Raw genomic sequence first — 16,007 nt, forward strand, 5'->3', positions numbered from 1 at the left:
GCAGCGGGCGCGGATGTGCTGTGGCGGGGTACTGCTGAGGTGGTACTGGCTTCCGGTGTCGGCGAAACTTTCCAGAACACCGCGCTTTCCGGGCCGCTTCTGCTCGCCATCGGAGCGTGCATGCTCGCCGGTCTCGTGTCGTTCGCGTCGCCGTGCGTGGTTCCCCTCGTCCCCGGCTATCTGTCGTATCTCGCGGGTGTGGTCGGCGCCGAGGCGCCGGCCGTCACAGCGGACCAGGCGGGTGCACGCACCACCAAGGTCCGTGACGACGGCCGCTTGCGTGTCGCCGGTGCTGCCGCACTGTTCGTCCTGGGTTTCACCGTGGTCTTCGTCCTGGCGACGGCATCGGTCTTCGGGGCGATCTCGGCGCTCGCCGTCAACCGCGAACTGCTCATGCGCATCGGTGGCGTCGTCACCATCGTCATGGGACTGGTGTTCATCGGACTCATCCCGGCGCTCCAGCGCGACACCCGTCCCGAGCCCCGGCGCATCTCCAGTCTGGCCGGCGCTCCGCTTCTCGGCGCGGTGTTCGCGCTCGGCTGGACTCCGTGCCTCGGCCCGACGCTCGCCGGCGTGATCTCGCTGGCGGCAGGTACCGAGGGCACGACCGCAGCCCGCGGTGTGACCCTGATCGTGGCCTACTGCCTCGGTCTGGGTCTGCCGTTCATCGTCCTCGCGCTCGGGTCGGCCAGAGCCCTGCGCGGAGTGGGCTGGTTGCGTACGCATGCGCGTACCGTGCAAATCGTCGGCGGCGTGCTGCTCATCGTCGTCGGAATCGCTCTCGTCACCGGGGCATGGGACGTGTTCGTGTCCTGGGTTCGTGACGCCTTCATCTCGGAAGTGATCTTGCCAGTATGACCGCTACAGACACGTCCGCTCCCGCGCCGAAGCCCGCACCGCCGCGCCAGAGCCCCGCCGGGAAGGCGTTCGCTCTCGTACGCAACACCTGGCGCGGACTGACCTCCATGCGGACGGCGCTGGTGCTGTTGTTCCTGCTCGCGCTCGCCGCGATTCCCGGCGCGCTGTTGCCGCAGCGCAGTCTCAACGCCGGCAAGGTCGACGAGTACATCGCCGCCCGACCGACGCTCGGCCCGCTCATGGACCGGCTCGAACTGTTCGACGTGTTCGGCAGCTTCTGGTTCACCGCGATCTACGTCCTGCTGTTCGTCTCGCTTGTCGGGTGCATCCTGCCCCGCTGCGTGGCGCACTATCGCGCCCTGCGCACCCCGCCGGTTCCGGCGCCGCGCAACTTCGCCCGCCTGCCCCACCACGTCGAGACGACGGTCGACGACGCACCCGACGCGGTGGTCGAGCGGGTGCGCGGCCAGTTGCGCGGATGGAAGGTCGAGCGTCGTGAGGGCGGACCCCGCGCGCGTGACGGCGAGCTGACCCTCTCGGCAGAGAAGGGGTATCTCCGGGAGGTCGGGAACCTGGTCTTCCACATCTCACTCGTCGCGTTGCTCGCGGCGGTCGCGATCGGCAAGCTCCTCGGTTACGAGGGACAGCGCATCGTCGTCGCGAACGGCGAGGAATTCTGCACGACCTCGCCGGCGGCGTTCGACTCGTTCATCGCGGGCGTGAACCTCGACGGCACGGGGCTCAACCCGATGTGCGTGCGCGTCAACGACTTCTCGGCCGACTACCTCGACAACGGCCAGGCCGAGATGTTCACCTCCAACATCGAATACCAGTACGGCGACGACCTCTCGTCCGACACCTGGCGCGATGCCCAGTTGAAGGTCAACCACCCGCTGCGCGTCGGCAGCGACCGCGTGTACCTCCAGGGACACGGCTACGCGCCCACGTTCACCGTTACCTGGCCCAACGGCGAGACCCGCACCGAGACGCTGCAATGGGCGCCGGAAGACGCCACGACGTTCCTCAGCAGTGGCGCGATGCGCTTCGACCCGCCGGGCGACATGTTCACCGAGCAGGACGAGCGTCGGAAGAACCAGATCGCGATCGAGGGACTGTTCGCTCCCACCGCCTCGTTCCACGGCACGCTGTTGTCGTCGGTGTTCCCCGCGATGCTCGACCCAGCGGTCGCGATCGACGTCTACAAGGGCGAAGCCGGTCTCGATACCGGTAGTCCCCAGTCGTTGTTCTCCCTCAACAAGGAACTGATCAACCAGGGACGTCTCGTCAAACAGGATCGCGTGAACCTCATGCCGGGGGAGAGCGTGACCCTCGCGGACGGCACGCAGGTGCGTTTCGACGGTGCCGTCGACTTCGTGAACCTGCAGGTGTCGCACGACCCGGCGCAGCAGTGGGTGCTGGTGGCCGCGATCGCCATGATGGCGGGCCTGCTGGTGTCGCTGGTGGTGAAACGGCGGAGAATATGGGTCCGGGTGTACCCGGACGGTACAGTGGCAGACGGTAAACGACGAACTGTAGTAGAGGTCGGTGGGCTCGCGCGTACCGACCAGGCCGGATGGGGCGACGAGTTCGACCGCCTGGTCGAGCGCCTCCTCGGGCATTCCCCCACGCACGTCAACGCTGCACACGACATCGCCTCCGCCTCGGCGGCACAGGAGAAAAAGGCATGACACTCAACGAGACACTCGGGCAGTACAGCGACTGGGCCTTCGAGTCCGCATTCGCGGTACTGGTACTCGCACTGATCCTGCTGGTCGCCGAGTACGCGACGTACCGTGCCGACGCCGTCGCCGAGCGCGAGCGCGAACGTGTGCTGGTCCCCTCGGGTAATGCTCCCCTCGACGGGCCGGGCCGGGTTCCCGAGTCGAATGCCCGCCCGCTCTCCCAGCGCCTCGGCAACATGGGACGCGCACTCGTTTTCGTGGTCGCAGGTCTTCAGATCGCGTCCATCGTGTTGCGCGGCCTGGCCACCGAGCGGTTCCCGCTCGGCAACATGTACGAGTTCGTCGCGATGGCGTGTGCGACTGCGATCGTCTTCGGTCTCGTGGTGCTCCGCAAGCCCTCTTACCGGATCATGTGGGTGTACGTATTGGTCCCGGTGCTCATCCTGATGTTCCTCGCCGCGACTGTGCTGTATGCCGACGCCGCGCCTGTGGTGCCCGCCCTGCGGTCGTTCTGGCTCCCCATCCACGTCACGATCATCAGTGTCGGAAGCGGCATCTTCCTCGTCTCCGGCGTCGCGAGCCTGCTGTTCCTCCTGCGTATCCGGTTCCCGAAGGGCGAAGCGCACAGTGGGGTGTTCGCCTCGATCGCTCAGCGTCTTCCCGACGCCCAGACGCTCGACCGCCTCGCCTACCGCACGACGATCATCGGCTTCCCGCTGTTCGGTGCCGGTATCATCCTCGGCGCCATCTGGGCGGAAGCGGCGTGGGGCCGGTTCTGGGGCTGGGACCCGAAGGAAACCGTCTCGTTCATCACCTGGGTCATCTACGCCGCGTACCTCCACGCGCGTGCCACCTCGGGCTGGCGTAACACCCGCGCGGCCTGGATCAACGTCGCGGGCTTCGTGGCGATGCTGTTCAACCTGTTCATCATCAACATGGTGGTGTCGGGCTTGCACTCGTACGCCGGGCTGAACTGACCCGACCCTGCTATCGTCTCGCCGTCGCACACGAACGGCGGGGGGAGACGCGGTGGGGGACGGAACGCAGCTACCAGGGGCGGAACGGCCGACCGCACTGGATCTCGACGCATCGCTTCTCGTCCGCCCGGTGGCCTCACCGCCGCGCAAAGGATGGCGTCGTGCCGTGTTCCGGGCGACCGGTGGCCTCCTGACGATCGGTGACGGCGCCCGCGAGCAACGCCGCCGCGAACTCGTCGAAAGAGTGCGCACGCCCTCGCACGGCTGTTCCCGGATCGCGTTGCTGAGCCTCAAGGGCGGCGTCGGGAAGACGACCACCACGGTCACCCTCGGATCGACGTTCGCTGCGCTTCGCGGGGATCGGGTCGTCGCGGTGGACGCGAACCCGGATCGCGGGACGCTCAGCCAGAAGATCGGCGGCGAGACCACCGCGACTGTCCGGACGTTGCTGCGCGACGAACAGCGGCTCGTCACCTACGCCGACGTCCGCGAGTACATGTCGCAGAACTCGCATCGGCTGGAGGTTCTCGCTTCGGATACGGACCCGGCGGTATCGGAAGCATTCAGCGGAGAAGACTACGAGCGCACCCTTGCCGTCCTCGAACGCTTCTACAGCATCGTGCTCACGGATTGCGGAACCGGACTCATGCATTCGGCGATGCGCTCGATTCTGGGAAACGCGGACACCCTGATCGTCATCAGTTCTGGATCAGTGGACGGCGCGCAGAGCGCCTCGGCGACGCTCGACTGGCTCGAGGCACACGGTTACCGGGATCTCGTCGCGGGATCCGTCGCAGTGGTCAACGCGGTGCGGCCACGCTCAGGGAAAGTCGATCTAGACCGGCTCGTAGGACATTTCGCGCTGCGATGCCGCGCGGTGCACGTGCTGCCGTTCGATCCGCATCTGGAGGAGGGCGCGGACATCGATCTGGACCGTCTGCAGGACGGTACCCGGCGGGCTCTGCTCGAACTCGCAGCCGACGTCGCTGCCGGTTTCTCCTCGTCCTAGGTGATCGTCACTTCCCGGTTTCGCCGGTGTCCTGCGCGGAATCGTCCGGCGGACGGCGACGTACTTCGCGGTCGACCTTCCACAGGAACTCGGGGTCGTCGTCGGGACCGACGACCCGGGTGGGGGTCGAAGAACGGGGCCCGTATGCCTTCCACAGCAAAACGGCCAGTGTCACTGCGCCGATGAGGGCCAACAGGTAGAGCACTACGCACCTCCTTGCCGTGGACGGCACCGTCGGGGGGATCCGGTGCCGGCAGTCCTACATTCCCACAGTCTATGCGTCCCGGAGTTGTGCCCGCTGGGACGGGTGGTAGCCCGGTGCGGGGCGTATCCGGTGGTGGTGCGCAACCGCAGATTCCGAGCAGCGGTCGGGTCCGCTACAAGGGGTGAACCTGCGGGATTGTCAGCGACGCAGGGTCAGCGTGTGGCTTCGGTCGTCAGGGAACGAAGCAACGTGAGCACTTCCGACTCGCGGAAGCGGCGGTGTCCTCCAGGTGTCCGGAGTGAACCCAGCCGACCCGCATGCGCCCAGCGCGTGACCGTCTTCGGATCCACGTGGAACAGAGCTGCCACCTGGCCCGGAGTGAGCAGGGATTCTTTGGCGCCGTTGAAAGTGGGTGCACTCATGTTGAAATCCTCCCGGTTGGATTGCCGTGATCGAGGTGTTCGATCGTGTTGTCCTAGGACATGGTTGCACCGGAACCCCTGGTTGCTCGAACGGTCAGCCGTTGGTAAAGCGGAAGTAATAGACAAAACGGACGAGCGGCCGACTACCAGCGGTCCGAGTGCCGAGGCCCTCCGGCGTAGGCGGTTACCCTGGTCAGGTGAACGACGAACGCCGAAAGCACTCCCCGGAACAAGACTCCTCCTCGGATAGCCGCTCCGAAGGCACTTCACGCCCCGCGTCCGAAAACCGCGTCGACGGTGCCGTGCGCGCGTCCGGAACGGGCAGCCTCGTCCGCGACGTGGCGTTGTACTCGCTCGCGCGTCTCGGGCTCGTCGCGGTGCTCGCCCTGGTCATCCTGTACGTCCCGCGCGCCTTCGGGGTCGAGATCCCGCTCCTGGTCGCCGTGCTGTTCGCGGTGCTCATCGCGCTCCCGTTGTCGCTGGTGCTCTTCAAGTCGCTCCGGCGCCGTGTCAACGAAGGCATCGCCGCCGTCGACGAGCGCCGCCGGACCGACCGAGAAGATCTGGAGAACCGGCTGCGCGGTGAGGGCCGGCGGTGACCGATGCGGACGTCACCGTCGTCGACCGCAGCGAGTCGCGTGAGTGGGTGGACAACGCTGTCCGGCTGATCGAGGCCGACGCCCAGCGCAGCGCCGACACCCACCTCCTGCGATATCCCCTTCCGGCCGAATGGGACGTCCAGCTGTATCTCAAGGACGAGTCGACCCACATCACGGGCAGCCTCAAGCACCGTCTCGCGCGGTCGCTGTTCCTGTACGGCCTGTGCAACGGCTGGATCAGGCAGGGCACGCCGATCGTCGAGGCGTCGTCCGGGTCCACCGCGGTCAGCGAGGCCTATTTCGCAAAGTTGCTGGGTCTAGACTTCGTCGCGGTGATGCCGCGCACCACGTCGCCCGCGAAGGTCGCGCTGATCGAGGCGCACGGCGGCCGCTGCCACTACATCGACAGCCCGCCCGAGATGTACAGCGAGGCGCGCCGCCTCGCGGACGAACTCGGCGGATGTTTCATGGATCAGTTCACGAACGCCGAACGGGTGACCGACTGGCGCGGGAACAACAACATCGCCGAGAGCATCTACTCCCAGTTGCGGCTCGAGCAGCATCCGGTTCCGGACTGGATCGTCGTCGGTGCGGGAACCGGCGGAACCAGCGCGACTCTGGGCAGATACATCCGGTACCGCCGGCACCGGACGCGCCTGGCAGTGGTCGACCCGGAGAATTCCGCGTTCTTCGGCGCTTACGAGACCGGCTCTGCCGACTACACCACCGGTATGCCGTCCCGTATCGAAGGCATCGGCAGGCCGCGTGTGGAACCGTCGTTCGTCCCGCAGGTCGTGGACCGCATGATCCGGGTTCCCGACGCGGCCTCGATCGCCGCGATGCGGCACGCGAGCGACGCGCTCGGCCGCCGCGTCGGCGGGTCGACGGGCACCAATCTGTGGGGAGCGTTCGGGCTGCTGGCCGAAATGCTCGCCGACGGCCGCCGGGGGAGCGTGGTGACCCTGCTGTGCGACGGCGGGGAACGCTACAGCGACACGTATTTCTCCGACGACTGGATCGCGGCTCACTCGATGGACCTCGCGGAGCCGGGTGCCGTGCTCGACAAGTTCTTCGCCACCGGATTCTGGAGGCCCGGCACAGGCATGTGACCGAGCGCTGTAGCCGGTCGATTCTCTGCGGGTCTGTCAACATCTATTGACGTGTCCCGTGTTGTCAACCTACATTGACAGCATGACCGAAACCGCCGACCTCGCAGCATCTGCCGCGAGCCCCGACCCGAAAGTGGGTCTCCGGGCGGTCCGTGCACTACGACGACTGCTCGAGCGGCTCGAGACGGTCCAGGTCGAGAACGCGCGGAATCAGGGATGGTCCTGGCAGGCCATCGCCGACGAACTCGAAGTGAGCAGGCAGGCCGTCCACCAGAAGCACAACCGGAAGCGCAGGTGATCGTCATGTTCGAAAGATTTGCAGACAGCGCTCGGTCCGCGGTCGTCGCCGCGCAGTCCGAGGCGAAACGGCTGGGCGAACCGCGCATCCACGCGTCGCACCTGCTTCTCGGAACCGCCGTCAGCGCGGACGAACCTCTACGCACCCTGCTGGCCGATGCGGGACTCACGCTCGACGCGCTCCGATCCGACTGCGCCGCAGAAGCATCCGGCGACGCGCTCGGTGCCGACGATGCCGCCGCACTCGATGCGATCGGCATCGATCTCGACGCGGTGAAGTCGCGGCTCGAGGAGTCGTTCGGCGAAGGCGTCCTCGACCCCGATCCGTCAGGAGCCGAGGGCGCCGGACGTAAGAACCTCTGGGGCAGGCTCGGCCGCATCCCGTTCGACAAAGGTGCCAAGAAGGCACTCGAACTGTCCCTCCGGGAAGCAGTCGCCCGTCACGAGCGGGTCATCCGTGCCGAGCACGTCCTGCTCGGGCTGCTCCGCGGCGACGACCCGTCGATCGCCGCTCTCGTGACCCCGCACATCGGCCGTGACGAACTGCGGCAACGCGTCATCGACCATCTCGACGCCGCTGCCTGAAACCTCCGAGACCGTCCCACTGCAGGTGTGCCACAGTGGCTGCATGATTTCACTCGTATTGCGGTTGATCATCAACGCGATCGGCCTGTGGCTTGCCGCCCAACTGGTATCCGGCATCTACGTCACGGAACCCGGAGGCGGGTCCCCGACGGATCTCCGCACGATCAGCACGCTCCTCGTCCTCGCGGTGATCTTCACCGCCGTGAACGCACTGGTCAAGCCGATTGTGAAGATGCTGTCGCTGCCCTTGGTGATCCTCACCCTCGGGTTGTTCACCCTCGTCGTCAACGCGCTCATGCTCTGGCTGACCGCATGGCTCAGCGGATTCACCGACTACGGACTGACCATCGCCGGATTCTGGTCCGCCTTCTGGGGCGCGATCATCATCTCGCTCGTCAACTTCGTCCTCGGCCTGGCCGTACCCGACCGCAGCTGAGGACGCCCGCTCCGGGCGGTCGCGCGACCGCCCGGAACGGCGCTCAGCCCAAGGCCAGCGCCAGTCCTGTCGCGGCCGCCCACACCAGCATCGCCAAGCCGGAGTCGCGCAGGGCCGGAACCAGATCGAGCCCCGATGCCCCGGACCGGACCGGCGCATTGGCGCGCACCGCGAACGGGGCCGCGAGCAGGCCGGCGAGCGCCCACGGGGTCGCCGCGACGAGCGCCACCGACATCACGAACGGCACCGCCACGAGAACGAGGTGCAGGACCCGGGTGCGGGCATCGCCGAGCCGGACGGCGAGCGTGTGCTTGCCGGTCACGGTGTCGGTGGGGATGTCACGGAGGTTGTTCGACACCAGGACCGCGCTGGAAAAGGAACCGACCGCGACCGCACACGCGAGCCCGGCCCAGTCGACGCGGCCCGCCTGCACGAACTGCGTGCCCAGCACCGCGACCAGACCGAAGAACACGAACACGGCAACTTCGCCCAGCCCGTTGTAGCCGTACGGCGTGCGACCGCCGGTGTAGAACCAGGCGCCGGCGATGCACAGGGCGCCGACGACGATCAGCCACCACGCACTCGTCAGTGCCAGCGCGATTCCCGCCGCCGCACCGATCCCGAAGCACGTGAACGCCGCCCGTTTGACCAGTGCGGGCGCCACGAGACCCGACCCGACGAGCCGGACCGGACCCACGCGGTCGTCGTCCGTGCCCCGGACACCGTCGGAATAGTCGTTGGCGAAGTTGACGCCGATCACGAACGCCAGCGCGACGACGAGCGCGAGCAGCGCCTTCCACCACACGGCCTCGCCGAGGGCTGCGGCCGCGCCCGTGCCCGCGAAGACGGGTGCGATCGCGTTCGGGAGGGTGCGCGGACGAGCGCCTTCGATCCAGTGACCAGCGGTTGCCATGCATCGATCTTCGCACTTCGGCGCCGACGGGTTTCACCACCCGTACGCGCGCGGGTAGCGCCGCTACGAAAAGCGTGCGACGAGCGCGCGACGATCGACCTTGCCCGGCCCGCGGACGGGAAGGGCCTCGACGACGTGCAGTTCCCTCGGTGCCGCCGTCGGATCGAGGGCCGCCGCAGCGTGCTCGCGCAGCGACTCCAGTGTGGGTATCGCACCGTCCGCGGCGACGACGATCGCGGTCACCCGCTGCCCGAGCCGCTCGTCGGGCAGGCCGATCACCGCGACCTCCCGCACCGAGGGGTGTTCGGTCAGGACGGCTTCGACGACCTGCGGCACGACGGTCAGTCCGCCGGTCGAGATGGCCTCGTCGAGCCGGCCCAGCACCCGGAGCACCCCGTCGTCGAGGACCCCTGCGTCGTCGGTTCGGAACCAGCCGGAATCCGCGAATGCCGGATGATCGGGCAGTCCGCGGTACCCCGAAGCGAGCACCGACCCGCCGAGCCACACCCGTGAGTCCTCCCCGACGCGCACCCGCACACCCGGAAGGGCGACACCGTCGTACACGCACCCCCCGCACGTCTCGCTCATCCCGTACGTACGCACGACCTTCAATCCGGCGTCGAGCGCGCGGCGGAGCACCGAGGCGGGGGTGGCCGCGCCGCCGAGCAGGATCGCGTCGAACTCTGCGAGTGCCGCCCGTGCGCCGGGATGGTCGAGTGCCTTGATCAGCTGGGCGGGAACGAGCGAGGTGTAGCGGCGCGGGCCGGACATCGCCGCGACCGCGTCGGGAAGCAGTCCCGGATCGAACCCGCGGGAGACGTCGACGACGGCGGGCTCGGTTCCGGACAGCACGCTGCGGAGCAGGACCTGCATTCCCGCGATGTGGTGGGCAGGCAGTGCCAGCAACCAGGCACCGGTGCCGCCGAGGCGCGCGTGGGTGGCCTCTCCGCTCGCCCGGAGCGCGGCCGGGGTGAGTTGCGCTCCCTTCGGGACACCTGTCGTACCCGAGGTCGCCACCACCAGGCCGATGCTCTCGTCGATCGGTTCGCCGGGGCGCAGGGCGTCGGTGAGCCTCCGCGTCTCCCGGGTGTCTCCCGCGGGAACGGGGAGCAGCGGGGGAGAGCTGCCGTCGAGCAGTCGATGCAGGGTCGGCAGCAGTGTGCGGACGGCATCGCCCGACGGGACGGTGAGTGTCTTCAGCAGGGCGGTCATGCGGGGGATGCGCTCACAGATCGTGGTCCGTCCGGTCCCAGCTTCCGGTGCCGAGGTGCCGGCGGACGCGGTCGATGTCGCGATCGGACGGCATCTCGTTGGTGATCTTGGTGATGAAAACAGCGATGTCGGTCTTGTCGATGGGGAGGTCCCCGTCTTCGACGAGCCTGTCGGCGACCTGATCGACCTCTTCCTCGGACAGTCGCCGGGACAGCAACGCGAAAAGCGGAACGTAGTCCTGTTCGGGAACCCCATCCGGGTAACCCGCGCGGAGCCACTCCACGATGGATGTGAGGAACGGCGGAAGAATCATCGCGACCTGCTCGGCAGGCCGCCGTGCATCGCGCAGGACCGGGCACGACGCGTGAGGACCGTGTTCGGGGTCACTGCACTCCTTCCAGCCGAAACCCTGCGACGAGGGAACGCGACGTCAGAAAACGTGGATACCGAAGGTGCCCGACAGGAAGTCTGCGGTCAGAAGCAGGATCCCGCAGATGACGGCGATGGCCACGACTGCGAAGCACACGACCGCGCCCGCGATACCGAGGGGTTGCAGCGCACTCTCGTCCGACGAACGGCCGGCGTGCAGCGACCGCACGCCGAGCGCGAAGAGCGACGGCAGCCCGGCCCCGAGGACGAGCCCGACGAGCACTACCTGCCACAGCGAATCCAAGGTGTGGGTCAGCAGGTTCACGGGCGGCCTTCCTGGACGACGGGTTCGGGGGTGGTTCCGGCGGGGACCAGCGAACCGTCCCACTCCGCCGTCACGTTGGAGGCGTCGACCGGTTCCTTGCGCGAGCGCAGCCACATGTAGAGCGACAGTCCGCACAGCAGCGTGAAGACCACGAGAACGCCCGCGAGGCCCCCGATGACGTGGGCGAGCGCCCAGCACAGGGCGCCGACGAGCGCGGCACTCGGGAGCGTGATCAGCCACGCGACGACCATGCGGCCGGCGACGCCCCAGCGCACCTCGGCGCCCTTGGTACCGAGGCCGGTGCCGAGGATCGAGCCGGTGGCGACGTGGGTGGTGGACAGCGGGAGGCCGAAGTGGCTGGACGTCAGAATGATCGCCGCCGACGAGGATTCGGCCGCGAGCCCCTGGGTCGGGGCGATCTCGACGAGTCCCTTGCCGAGGGTCCGGATGATGCGCCAGCCGCCCAGGTAGGTGCCGAGCGCGATGGCGACCGCGCAGGCGAACTTCACCCAGAACGGCATTTCGGTGTCCGCGGTGATGCTGCCGTGGGCGACGAGCGCCAGGAAGATCACCCCCATCGTCTTCTGGGCGTCGTTGGTGCCGTGCGCGAGCGAGAGCAGCGACGCGGTGCCGATCTGCCCCAGCCGGAATCCGCGGTCGCGGCGTTCCTCGGAGATCTCACGGGTGAGCCGGCGCATCGACCAGGTGCCGACGGTGGCGACGAGAGCCGCGATGACGGGAGCGAGGAGGGCAGGGAGGAGAACCTTGCCGAGAACGCCGTCCCACACCACGCCCTGCACGCCGATGGACGCGAGCGCGGCGCCGACGAGGCCGCCGAACAGCGCGTGCGACGAACTGGACGGAAGACCGAAGAGCCAGGTCGCGATGTTCCAGAGGATGCCGCCGACAAGACCGGCGAAGACGATCAGCAGAAGGTCCTCACCGCCGACGGTTCCCAGATCGACGACGCCTTTTGCGACGGTGGCCGCGACTTCGACGGAGAGGAACGCACCGATCAGATTGAGGACCGCCGACAGTGCGACGGCCGCCTTCGGCTTCAACGCTCCGGTGGCGATGGACGTGGCCATTGCGTTGCCGGTGTCGTGGAAGCCGTTCGTGAAATCGAATGCGAGGGCAGTGACGACCACTACCAGTAGGACAACGAACTCTGCGGTCACGTCTTCCAATTGTGGGGTAGCGGGCACGTGAAAGTACAGCGACGGCCGGGTGAATGCGGACACCCGGCGGTGACCACGTGCAAGGAGGGCGGTATCCGGCCCGACGATGTGGTCAAGATCACCCGTAGTTCAGGTTTGATCGGAGCCGGAAGGCTTGCGGAGGTCGCGTCGGAGGGGATGTTCCGCTGGAATCTGCACGAGCACGATGGGCACACCATCCGGGTCCTCGATCCACAGTTCGTGCAGACCCCACGGCTCCTCGCGCGCCTCCCGGACGATCGGCACACCGTCGCGGGTCAGTTCGGCCTCGCACTCGTACACGTCGCGGACCTGGAGCCACAGCGCGCCCTGGAACGTCTGGTCCACGTCGTCGCGGCCGTGTGCGGCGATCTCGATCAGCGACTGGCCGGCGAAGAACACCGTGCCGGCGGCGTACTCCCGCGCGACGGCAAGGCCGAGTTGCCTGCCGTAGAACTCCAGCGCGGCCGCGTAGTCGCGAGGTCGAAGAATCGTGCGGCTACTGAGTATCTCCACGTCGGAAGCCTTCCTGTCGGTGATGCGTCGTCTCGCGCCGAATCCTGCCGGGCGTCGTCTGCCACCGGCGATGGTACGGCTGCCTCCACTGTCCCGGATCGGGCTCGTTCGAGGGGTCAGCGCCGAGGTGTGGTGCATTGCACACCCCGTGGCGGTAACGGGGGCGGGGTGTTTGGCGAACCGACAAACGGGACATCATGTCCGCAGGTGCAGTGCGGTGCCCACAGGGCCCGGCAGAGCAACCGCAAGCTACGACCGTTACCGGGACGACCCCAGGAGAGAGCCATGAAGACCGACTACGACTCCCCGCGCACCACAGACGTCCTCGGAGCAGGAACCGTCCTCGACGAGTTGGCGCTCACACCCACCCAGAAAGCCGATGCGGACGAGGCCGAGATTCTCGAGTCGTTCGATCTGCCCGGCGCCGACCTGTCCGGCGAAGAACTGACCGTCCGCGTACTGCCGAAGCAATCCGACGAGTTCACCTGCATGAGCTGCTTCCTCGTTCAGCACTACAGCCGGAAGGCGCCCGGCACCGGCGAATACTGCCGCGATTGCGCCTGATCGCATAACGGTCCCTGGAACGGACACGAGGCGGGCACTTCCCGAACAGGGGGTGCCCGCCTCGCGTCTTTGCTCCAGTAGTACTGGGGTCTAGTAGTACCAGGGGTACGGGGACCAGTCCGGATCGCGCTTCTCGAGGAAGCTGTCGCGGCCCTCGACCGCCTCGTCCGTCATGTATGCAAGGCGGGTAGCCTCGCCCGCGAACAACTGCTGGCCGACGAGACCGTCGTCGGCGAGGTTGAACGCGTACTTGAGCATGCGCTGTGCCTGGGGCGACTTGCCGTTGATCTTCTCCGCCCATTCCAGCGCGACGGTCTCGAGCTCGTCGTGCGCGACCACCCGGTTGACCGCACCCATGTGGTGCATGTCGTCGGCAGAGTAGGTGTCGCCGAGGAAGAAGATCTCGCGGGCGAACTTCTGCCCGACCATCTTCGCGAGGTAAGCGCTGCCGTAACCACCGTCGAAGCTGCCCACGTCGGCGTCGGTCTGCTTGAAACGCGCGTGCTCGCGCGACGCCAGGGTCAGGTCGCACGTGACGTGCAGGCTGTGACCACCGCCGGCGGCCCACCCGTTGACGAGCGCGATCACGACCTTGGGCATGAAACGGATCAGGCGCTGCACCTCGAGGATGTGGAGCCTGCCCGCGCGGGCCTTGTCGACGGTGTCCGCGGTCTCGCCGGTCGCGTACTGATAGCCGCTGCGTCCGCGGATGCGCTGATCTCCGCCGGAGCAGAACGCCCATCCGCCGTCCTTGGGACTCGGGCCGTTGCCCGTCAGCAGGACGACACCGACGTCCGACGTCATCCGCGCATGATCGAGCGCACGATAGAGCTCGTCCACGGTGTGCGGCCGGAAGGCGTTGCGTACCTCCGGCCTGTCGAACGCGACACGGACGGTGCCCTGCGTGACATGACGGTGGTAGGTGATGTCGGTCAGGTTCTCGAACCCGGGAACCGGGCGCCACAACTGGGAATCGAAGGTCACGTCGTCACCATAGAGGCCCGTGCCGACGCACGCCGGGACCGCGGGGCGGATAACGTGCATCACATGAGCGAGCAGACCGGCGCCGACGCCGCCCGAAACGTCAGCGCCGACCGAGAGATCAGCGCCGACGGGGCAGGGGACGACTACGAACACCACGGAGGCTTCCCGGTCTACGAACCGGTGAAGGCCGGGCCGAACTACGGCACCTTCGTCGAAACGTTCCGTCGCCTCCAGGACCTCATGGTCTCGACCCACGCTCCCGACGACGTGATCGACCGGGCGATCGAGCAGACCGAGGCGCTCGTCGAGCTCCTCGCGCCGTACGAGGTGCCCGAGGGGAGGTCGCCGGCGGGCTTCAACGTCGAGCTGCCCGGTCGGGGCAGTGCGTTGCTGCTGCCGTGGAAGATCGAGAAGTTCGGCGAGGACGGGGTACGCGAGCGCGGCATGTTCCGTCGTTATCACCTCGGCGGGAACGGCGCCGCCCACGGTGGCACGCTGCCGCTGCTGTTCGACGACCTGTTCGGCATGGTCATCCACGCCAACGGCCGCCCGATCGCGCGCACCGGATACCTCCACGTCAACTACCGCAAGATCACCCCGATCGAAACGGAACTCGTGGTCGACGGATGGGTCGACCGGGTCGAGGGACGCAAGGCCTACTGCAAGGCCGAACTCCGCGACCTCGACGGCAATCTCCTCGCCGACTCCGAGGCCCTGATGATCCAGCTTCTGCCCGGCCAGCAGTGACCGCTGCGGCCCTCCCGTCCGTCGACGAGCTTCTCGAGAGCGCCGTCGTCGTCTCGCTGCCCATGCGGGTGCGCTTCCGGGGCATCACCCGGCGTGAGGTTCTGCTGGTGCGCGGGCCGGCCGGCTGGGGAGAGTTCGGGGCGTTCCCCGAATACGAGGACGACGAGGCTGCGCACTGGCTGCGATCGGCGATCGAAGCGGCATGGGCCGGCTTCCCTCCGGCGCTCCGGTCGGTGGTCCCCGTCAACGCGACCGTCCCGGCAGTCGGTCCCGACCGTGTTCCCGACGTGCTCGCCCGGTTTCCCGGCGCACGGACCGCAAAGGTGAAGGTCGCCGAACCCGGCCAGGATCTCGCCCAGGACCTCGCGCGGGTGAGGGCGGTGCGCGAACTGGTGCCTGTGGTCCGCGTGGACGCCAACGGTGGATGGACCGTCGATGAGGCTGTCACCGCCCTGACCGCTCTCGCCGCGGACGCACCGCTCGAGTACGCCGAACAACCGTGTGCGACCGTGCCCGAACTCGTCGCCGTCCGGAAGCGGTTACCCGACGTGCGCATCGCCGCGGACGAGAGCATCCGCAGAGCCGAGGACCCGATGCGCGTCGTGCGTGCCGGTGGAGCGGACGTCGCCGTGGTCAAGGTCGCTCCGCTCGGTGGGGTGCGGCCGCTGCTGGCACTGGCCGACGAACTCGCAGCTCAGGGGGTCGAAGTGGTGGTTTCGAGTGCTCTCGACTCGGCGGTAGGGATGAGCGCCGGACTCGCTGCGGCAGCCGCTCTGCCTCAATTGCCGTTCGCATGCGGCCTCGGTACCGGGGGCTTCTTCACGGACGATGTCGCGGTGCCGCGCCGCATGTCCGGAGGCGCACTGGCAGTGGGTGCGGTTGCCCCGGAACCCGAGATGCTCGACGCGGTCCGGGCCGCCCCGGACCGTGCGCTGTGGTGGTTCGAGCGACTGAGACGGTGCCGTGCACTGCTTGGCTGAACGCCGAGTATGTACCAGCTAC

At 67.8% G+C, this 16,007-nt stretch carries 21 protein-coding genes; 12 read left to right on the top strand and 9 right to left on the bottom strand.

From position 1 onward, the window contains the following. The first annotated feature begins 39 nt into the window (after positions 1 to 39). From RDCOP1_RS19380 to RDCOP1_RS19395, 4 genes are read left to right on the top strand one after another with little or no spacing between them, the layout of a single operon-like run. Complete coding sequence (locus RDCOP1_RS19380) at positions 40 to 858, top strand: cytochrome c biogenesis CcdA family protein (protein WP_072704693.1); 819 nt, start codon at positions 40 to 42, stop codon at positions 856 to 858. Continuing rightward, on the top strand, positions 855 to 2,546 hold the full coding sequence (gene resB / locus RDCOP1_RS19385) for a cytochrome c biogenesis protein ResB (protein WP_072704326.1): 1,692 nt from the start codon (positions 855 to 857) through the stop codon (positions 2,544 to 2,546). Before RDCOP1_RS19380 ends, resB begins: the two co-directional genes overlap by 4 nt. Continuing rightward, on the top strand, positions 2,543 to 3,517 hold the full coding sequence (ccsB, locus tag RDCOP1_RS19390) for a c-type cytochrome biogenesis protein CcsB (protein ID WP_072704329.1): 975 nt from the start codon (positions 2,543 to 2,545) through the stop codon (positions 3,515 to 3,517). Before resB ends, ccsB begins: the two co-directional genes overlap by 4 nt. Positions 3,518 to 3,569: 52 nt before the next feature. Continuing rightward, on the top strand, positions 3,570 to 4,526 hold the full coding sequence (locus RDCOP1_RS19395; protein WP_072704332.1) for a MinD/ParA family ATP-binding protein: 957 nt from the start codon (positions 3,570 to 3,572) through the stop codon (positions 4,524 to 4,526). Positions 4,527 to 4,533: 7 nt separating this feature from the next. Here RDCOP1_RS19395 and RDCOP1_RS19400 read toward each other — a convergent pair whose 3' ends face one another. Together RDCOP1_RS19400 and RDCOP1_RS19405 are read right to left on the bottom strand one after the other, a co-directional pair. Further along, complete coding sequence (locus tag RDCOP1_RS19400) at positions 4,534 to 4,731, bottom strand: hypothetical protein (protein ID WP_072704335.1); 198 nt, start codon at positions 4,729 to 4,731, stop codon at positions 4,534 to 4,536. A 212-nt stretch (positions 4,732 to 4,943) separates the two neighbouring features. Next, the gene (locus tag RDCOP1_RS19405) at positions 4,944 to 5,153 is read right to left on the bottom strand and encodes a BldC family transcriptional regulator (protein ID WP_072704338.1); all 210 of its coding nucleotides are present in this window, start codon (positions 5,151 to 5,153) and stop codon (positions 4,944 to 4,946) included. A 197-nt stretch (positions 5,154 to 5,350) separates the two neighbouring features. Here RDCOP1_RS19405 and RDCOP1_RS19410 point away from each other — a divergent pair, with 197 nt between their 5' ends. The 5 genes from RDCOP1_RS19410 (at position 5,351) to RDCOP1_RS19430 (ending at position 8,179) form a co-directional block, all read left to right on the top strand. Then, entirely contained in the window at positions 5,351 to 5,752 is a 402-nt protein-coding gene (locus tag RDCOP1_RS19410) for a DUF4229 domain-containing protein (RefSeq protein WP_072704341.1), read from the top strand. Next, positions 5,749 to 6,861: an L-cysteine desulfhydrase Cds1 gene (gene cds1, locus RDCOP1_RS19415; RefSeq protein WP_072704343.1), complete on the top strand. Its 1,113-nt coding sequence runs from the start codon at positions 5,749 to 5,751 to the stop codon at positions 6,859 to 6,861. The genes RDCOP1_RS19410 and cds1 overlap by 4 nt, the downstream gene beginning before the upstream one ends. Before the next feature lie 82 nt (positions 6,862 to 6,943). Beyond that, positions 6,944 to 7,159: an HTH domain-containing protein gene (locus RDCOP1_RS19420; RefSeq protein ID WP_072704346.1), complete on the top strand. Its 216-nt coding sequence runs from the start codon at positions 6,944 to 6,946 to the stop codon at positions 7,157 to 7,159. Positions 7,160 to 7,164: 5 nt separating this feature from the next. Next, a complete protein-coding gene (locus RDCOP1_RS19425; RefSeq protein WP_072704696.1) occupies positions 7,165 to 7,743 on the top strand; it encodes a Clp protease N-terminal domain-containing protein in 579 nt (192 codons plus the stop codon). A 43-nt stretch (positions 7,744 to 7,786) separates the two neighbouring features. Further along, positions 7,787 to 8,179, top strand: coding sequence for a phage holin family protein (locus tag RDCOP1_RS19430; RefSeq protein WP_072704349.1), 393 nt, complete (start codon positions 7,787 to 7,789; stop codon positions 8,177 to 8,179). Between the two features lie 43 nt (positions 8,180 to 8,222). Here RDCOP1_RS19430 and RDCOP1_RS19435 read toward each other — a convergent pair whose 3' ends face one another. From RDCOP1_RS19435 to RDCOP1_RS19460, 6 genes are all read right to left on the bottom strand, one after another. Further along, positions 8,223 to 9,092 (bottom strand): 1,4-dihydroxy-2-naphthoate polyprenyltransferase, encoded by an 870-nt coding sequence (locus tag RDCOP1_RS19435; protein WP_072704352.1) that lies wholly within the window; start codon positions 9,090 to 9,092, stop codon positions 8,223 to 8,225. 63 nt (positions 9,093 to 9,155) lie between these two features. Further along, complete coding sequence (gene menE, locus RDCOP1_RS19440; RefSeq protein WP_072704355.1) at positions 9,156 to 10,304, bottom strand: o-succinylbenzoate--CoA ligase; 1,149 nt, start codon at positions 10,302 to 10,304, stop codon at positions 9,156 to 9,158. A 13-nt stretch (positions 10,305 to 10,317) separates the two neighbouring features. Then, positions 10,318 to 10,617 carry a DUF3349 domain-containing protein gene (locus RDCOP1_RS19445; protein WP_072704357.1) on the bottom strand — a complete coding sequence of 100 codons (300 nt, stop codon included), beginning with the start codon at positions 10,615 to 10,617 and terminating at the stop codon, positions 10,318 to 10,320. Between the two features lie 117 nt (positions 10,618 to 10,734). After that, complete coding sequence (locus RDCOP1_RS19450; protein ID WP_072704360.1) at positions 10,735 to 10,998, bottom strand: hypothetical protein; 264 nt, start codon at positions 10,996 to 10,998, stop codon at positions 10,735 to 10,737. Next, positions 10,995 to 12,176, bottom strand: coding sequence for an inorganic phosphate transporter (locus RDCOP1_RS19455; RefSeq protein WP_072704365.1), 1,182 nt, complete (start codon positions 12,174 to 12,176; stop codon positions 10,995 to 10,997). Before RDCOP1_RS19455 ends, RDCOP1_RS19450 begins: the two co-directional genes overlap by 4 nt. A gap of 129 nt (positions 12,177 to 12,305) precedes the next feature. Next, positions 12,306 to 12,710: a VOC family protein gene (locus tag RDCOP1_RS19460; RefSeq protein WP_072704368.1), complete on the bottom strand. Its 405-nt coding sequence runs from the start codon at positions 12,708 to 12,710 to the stop codon at positions 12,306 to 12,308. A 285-nt stretch (positions 12,711 to 12,995) separates the two neighbouring features. Here RDCOP1_RS19460 and RDCOP1_RS19465 point away from each other — a divergent pair, with 285 nt between their 5' ends. Next, the gene (locus tag RDCOP1_RS19465; RefSeq protein ID WP_072704372.1) at positions 12,996 to 13,274 is read left to right on the top strand and encodes a DUF4193 domain-containing protein; all 279 of its coding nucleotides are present in this window, start codon (positions 12,996 to 12,998) and stop codon (positions 13,272 to 13,274) included. A gap of 90 nt (positions 13,275 to 13,364) precedes the next feature. On the opposite strand, the gene RDCOP1_RS19470 is transcribed toward RDCOP1_RS19465, so the two are convergent. Continuing rightward, complete coding sequence (locus tag RDCOP1_RS19470) at positions 13,365 to 14,258, bottom strand: 1,4-dihydroxy-2-naphthoyl-CoA synthase (protein ID WP_072704699.1); 894 nt, start codon at positions 14,256 to 14,258, stop codon at positions 13,365 to 13,367. A 63-nt stretch (positions 14,259 to 14,321) separates the two neighbouring features. Between RDCOP1_RS19470 and RDCOP1_RS19475 the strand changes: the two genes are divergently transcribed. Both RDCOP1_RS19475 and RDCOP1_RS19480 read left to right on the top strand, forming a co-directional pair. Beyond that, entirely contained in the window at positions 14,322 to 15,005 is a 684-nt protein-coding gene (locus RDCOP1_RS19475) for a PaaI family thioesterase (RefSeq protein WP_072704375.1), read from the top strand. Next, positions 15,002 to 15,985, top strand: coding sequence for an o-succinylbenzoate synthase (locus RDCOP1_RS19480; protein ID WP_072704378.1), 984 nt, complete (start codon positions 15,002 to 15,004; stop codon positions 15,983 to 15,985). The genes RDCOP1_RS19475 and RDCOP1_RS19480 overlap by 4 nt, the downstream gene beginning before the upstream one ends. Positions 15,986 to 16,007: the final 22 nt, after the last annotated feature.

The organism is Rhodococcus coprophilus NBRC 100603, assembly GCF_001895045.1.
In the GTDB taxonomy this organism is placed as follows: domain Bacteria; phylum Actinomycetota; class Actinomycetes; order Mycobacteriales; family Mycobacteriaceae; genus Rhodococcus; species Rhodococcus coprophilus.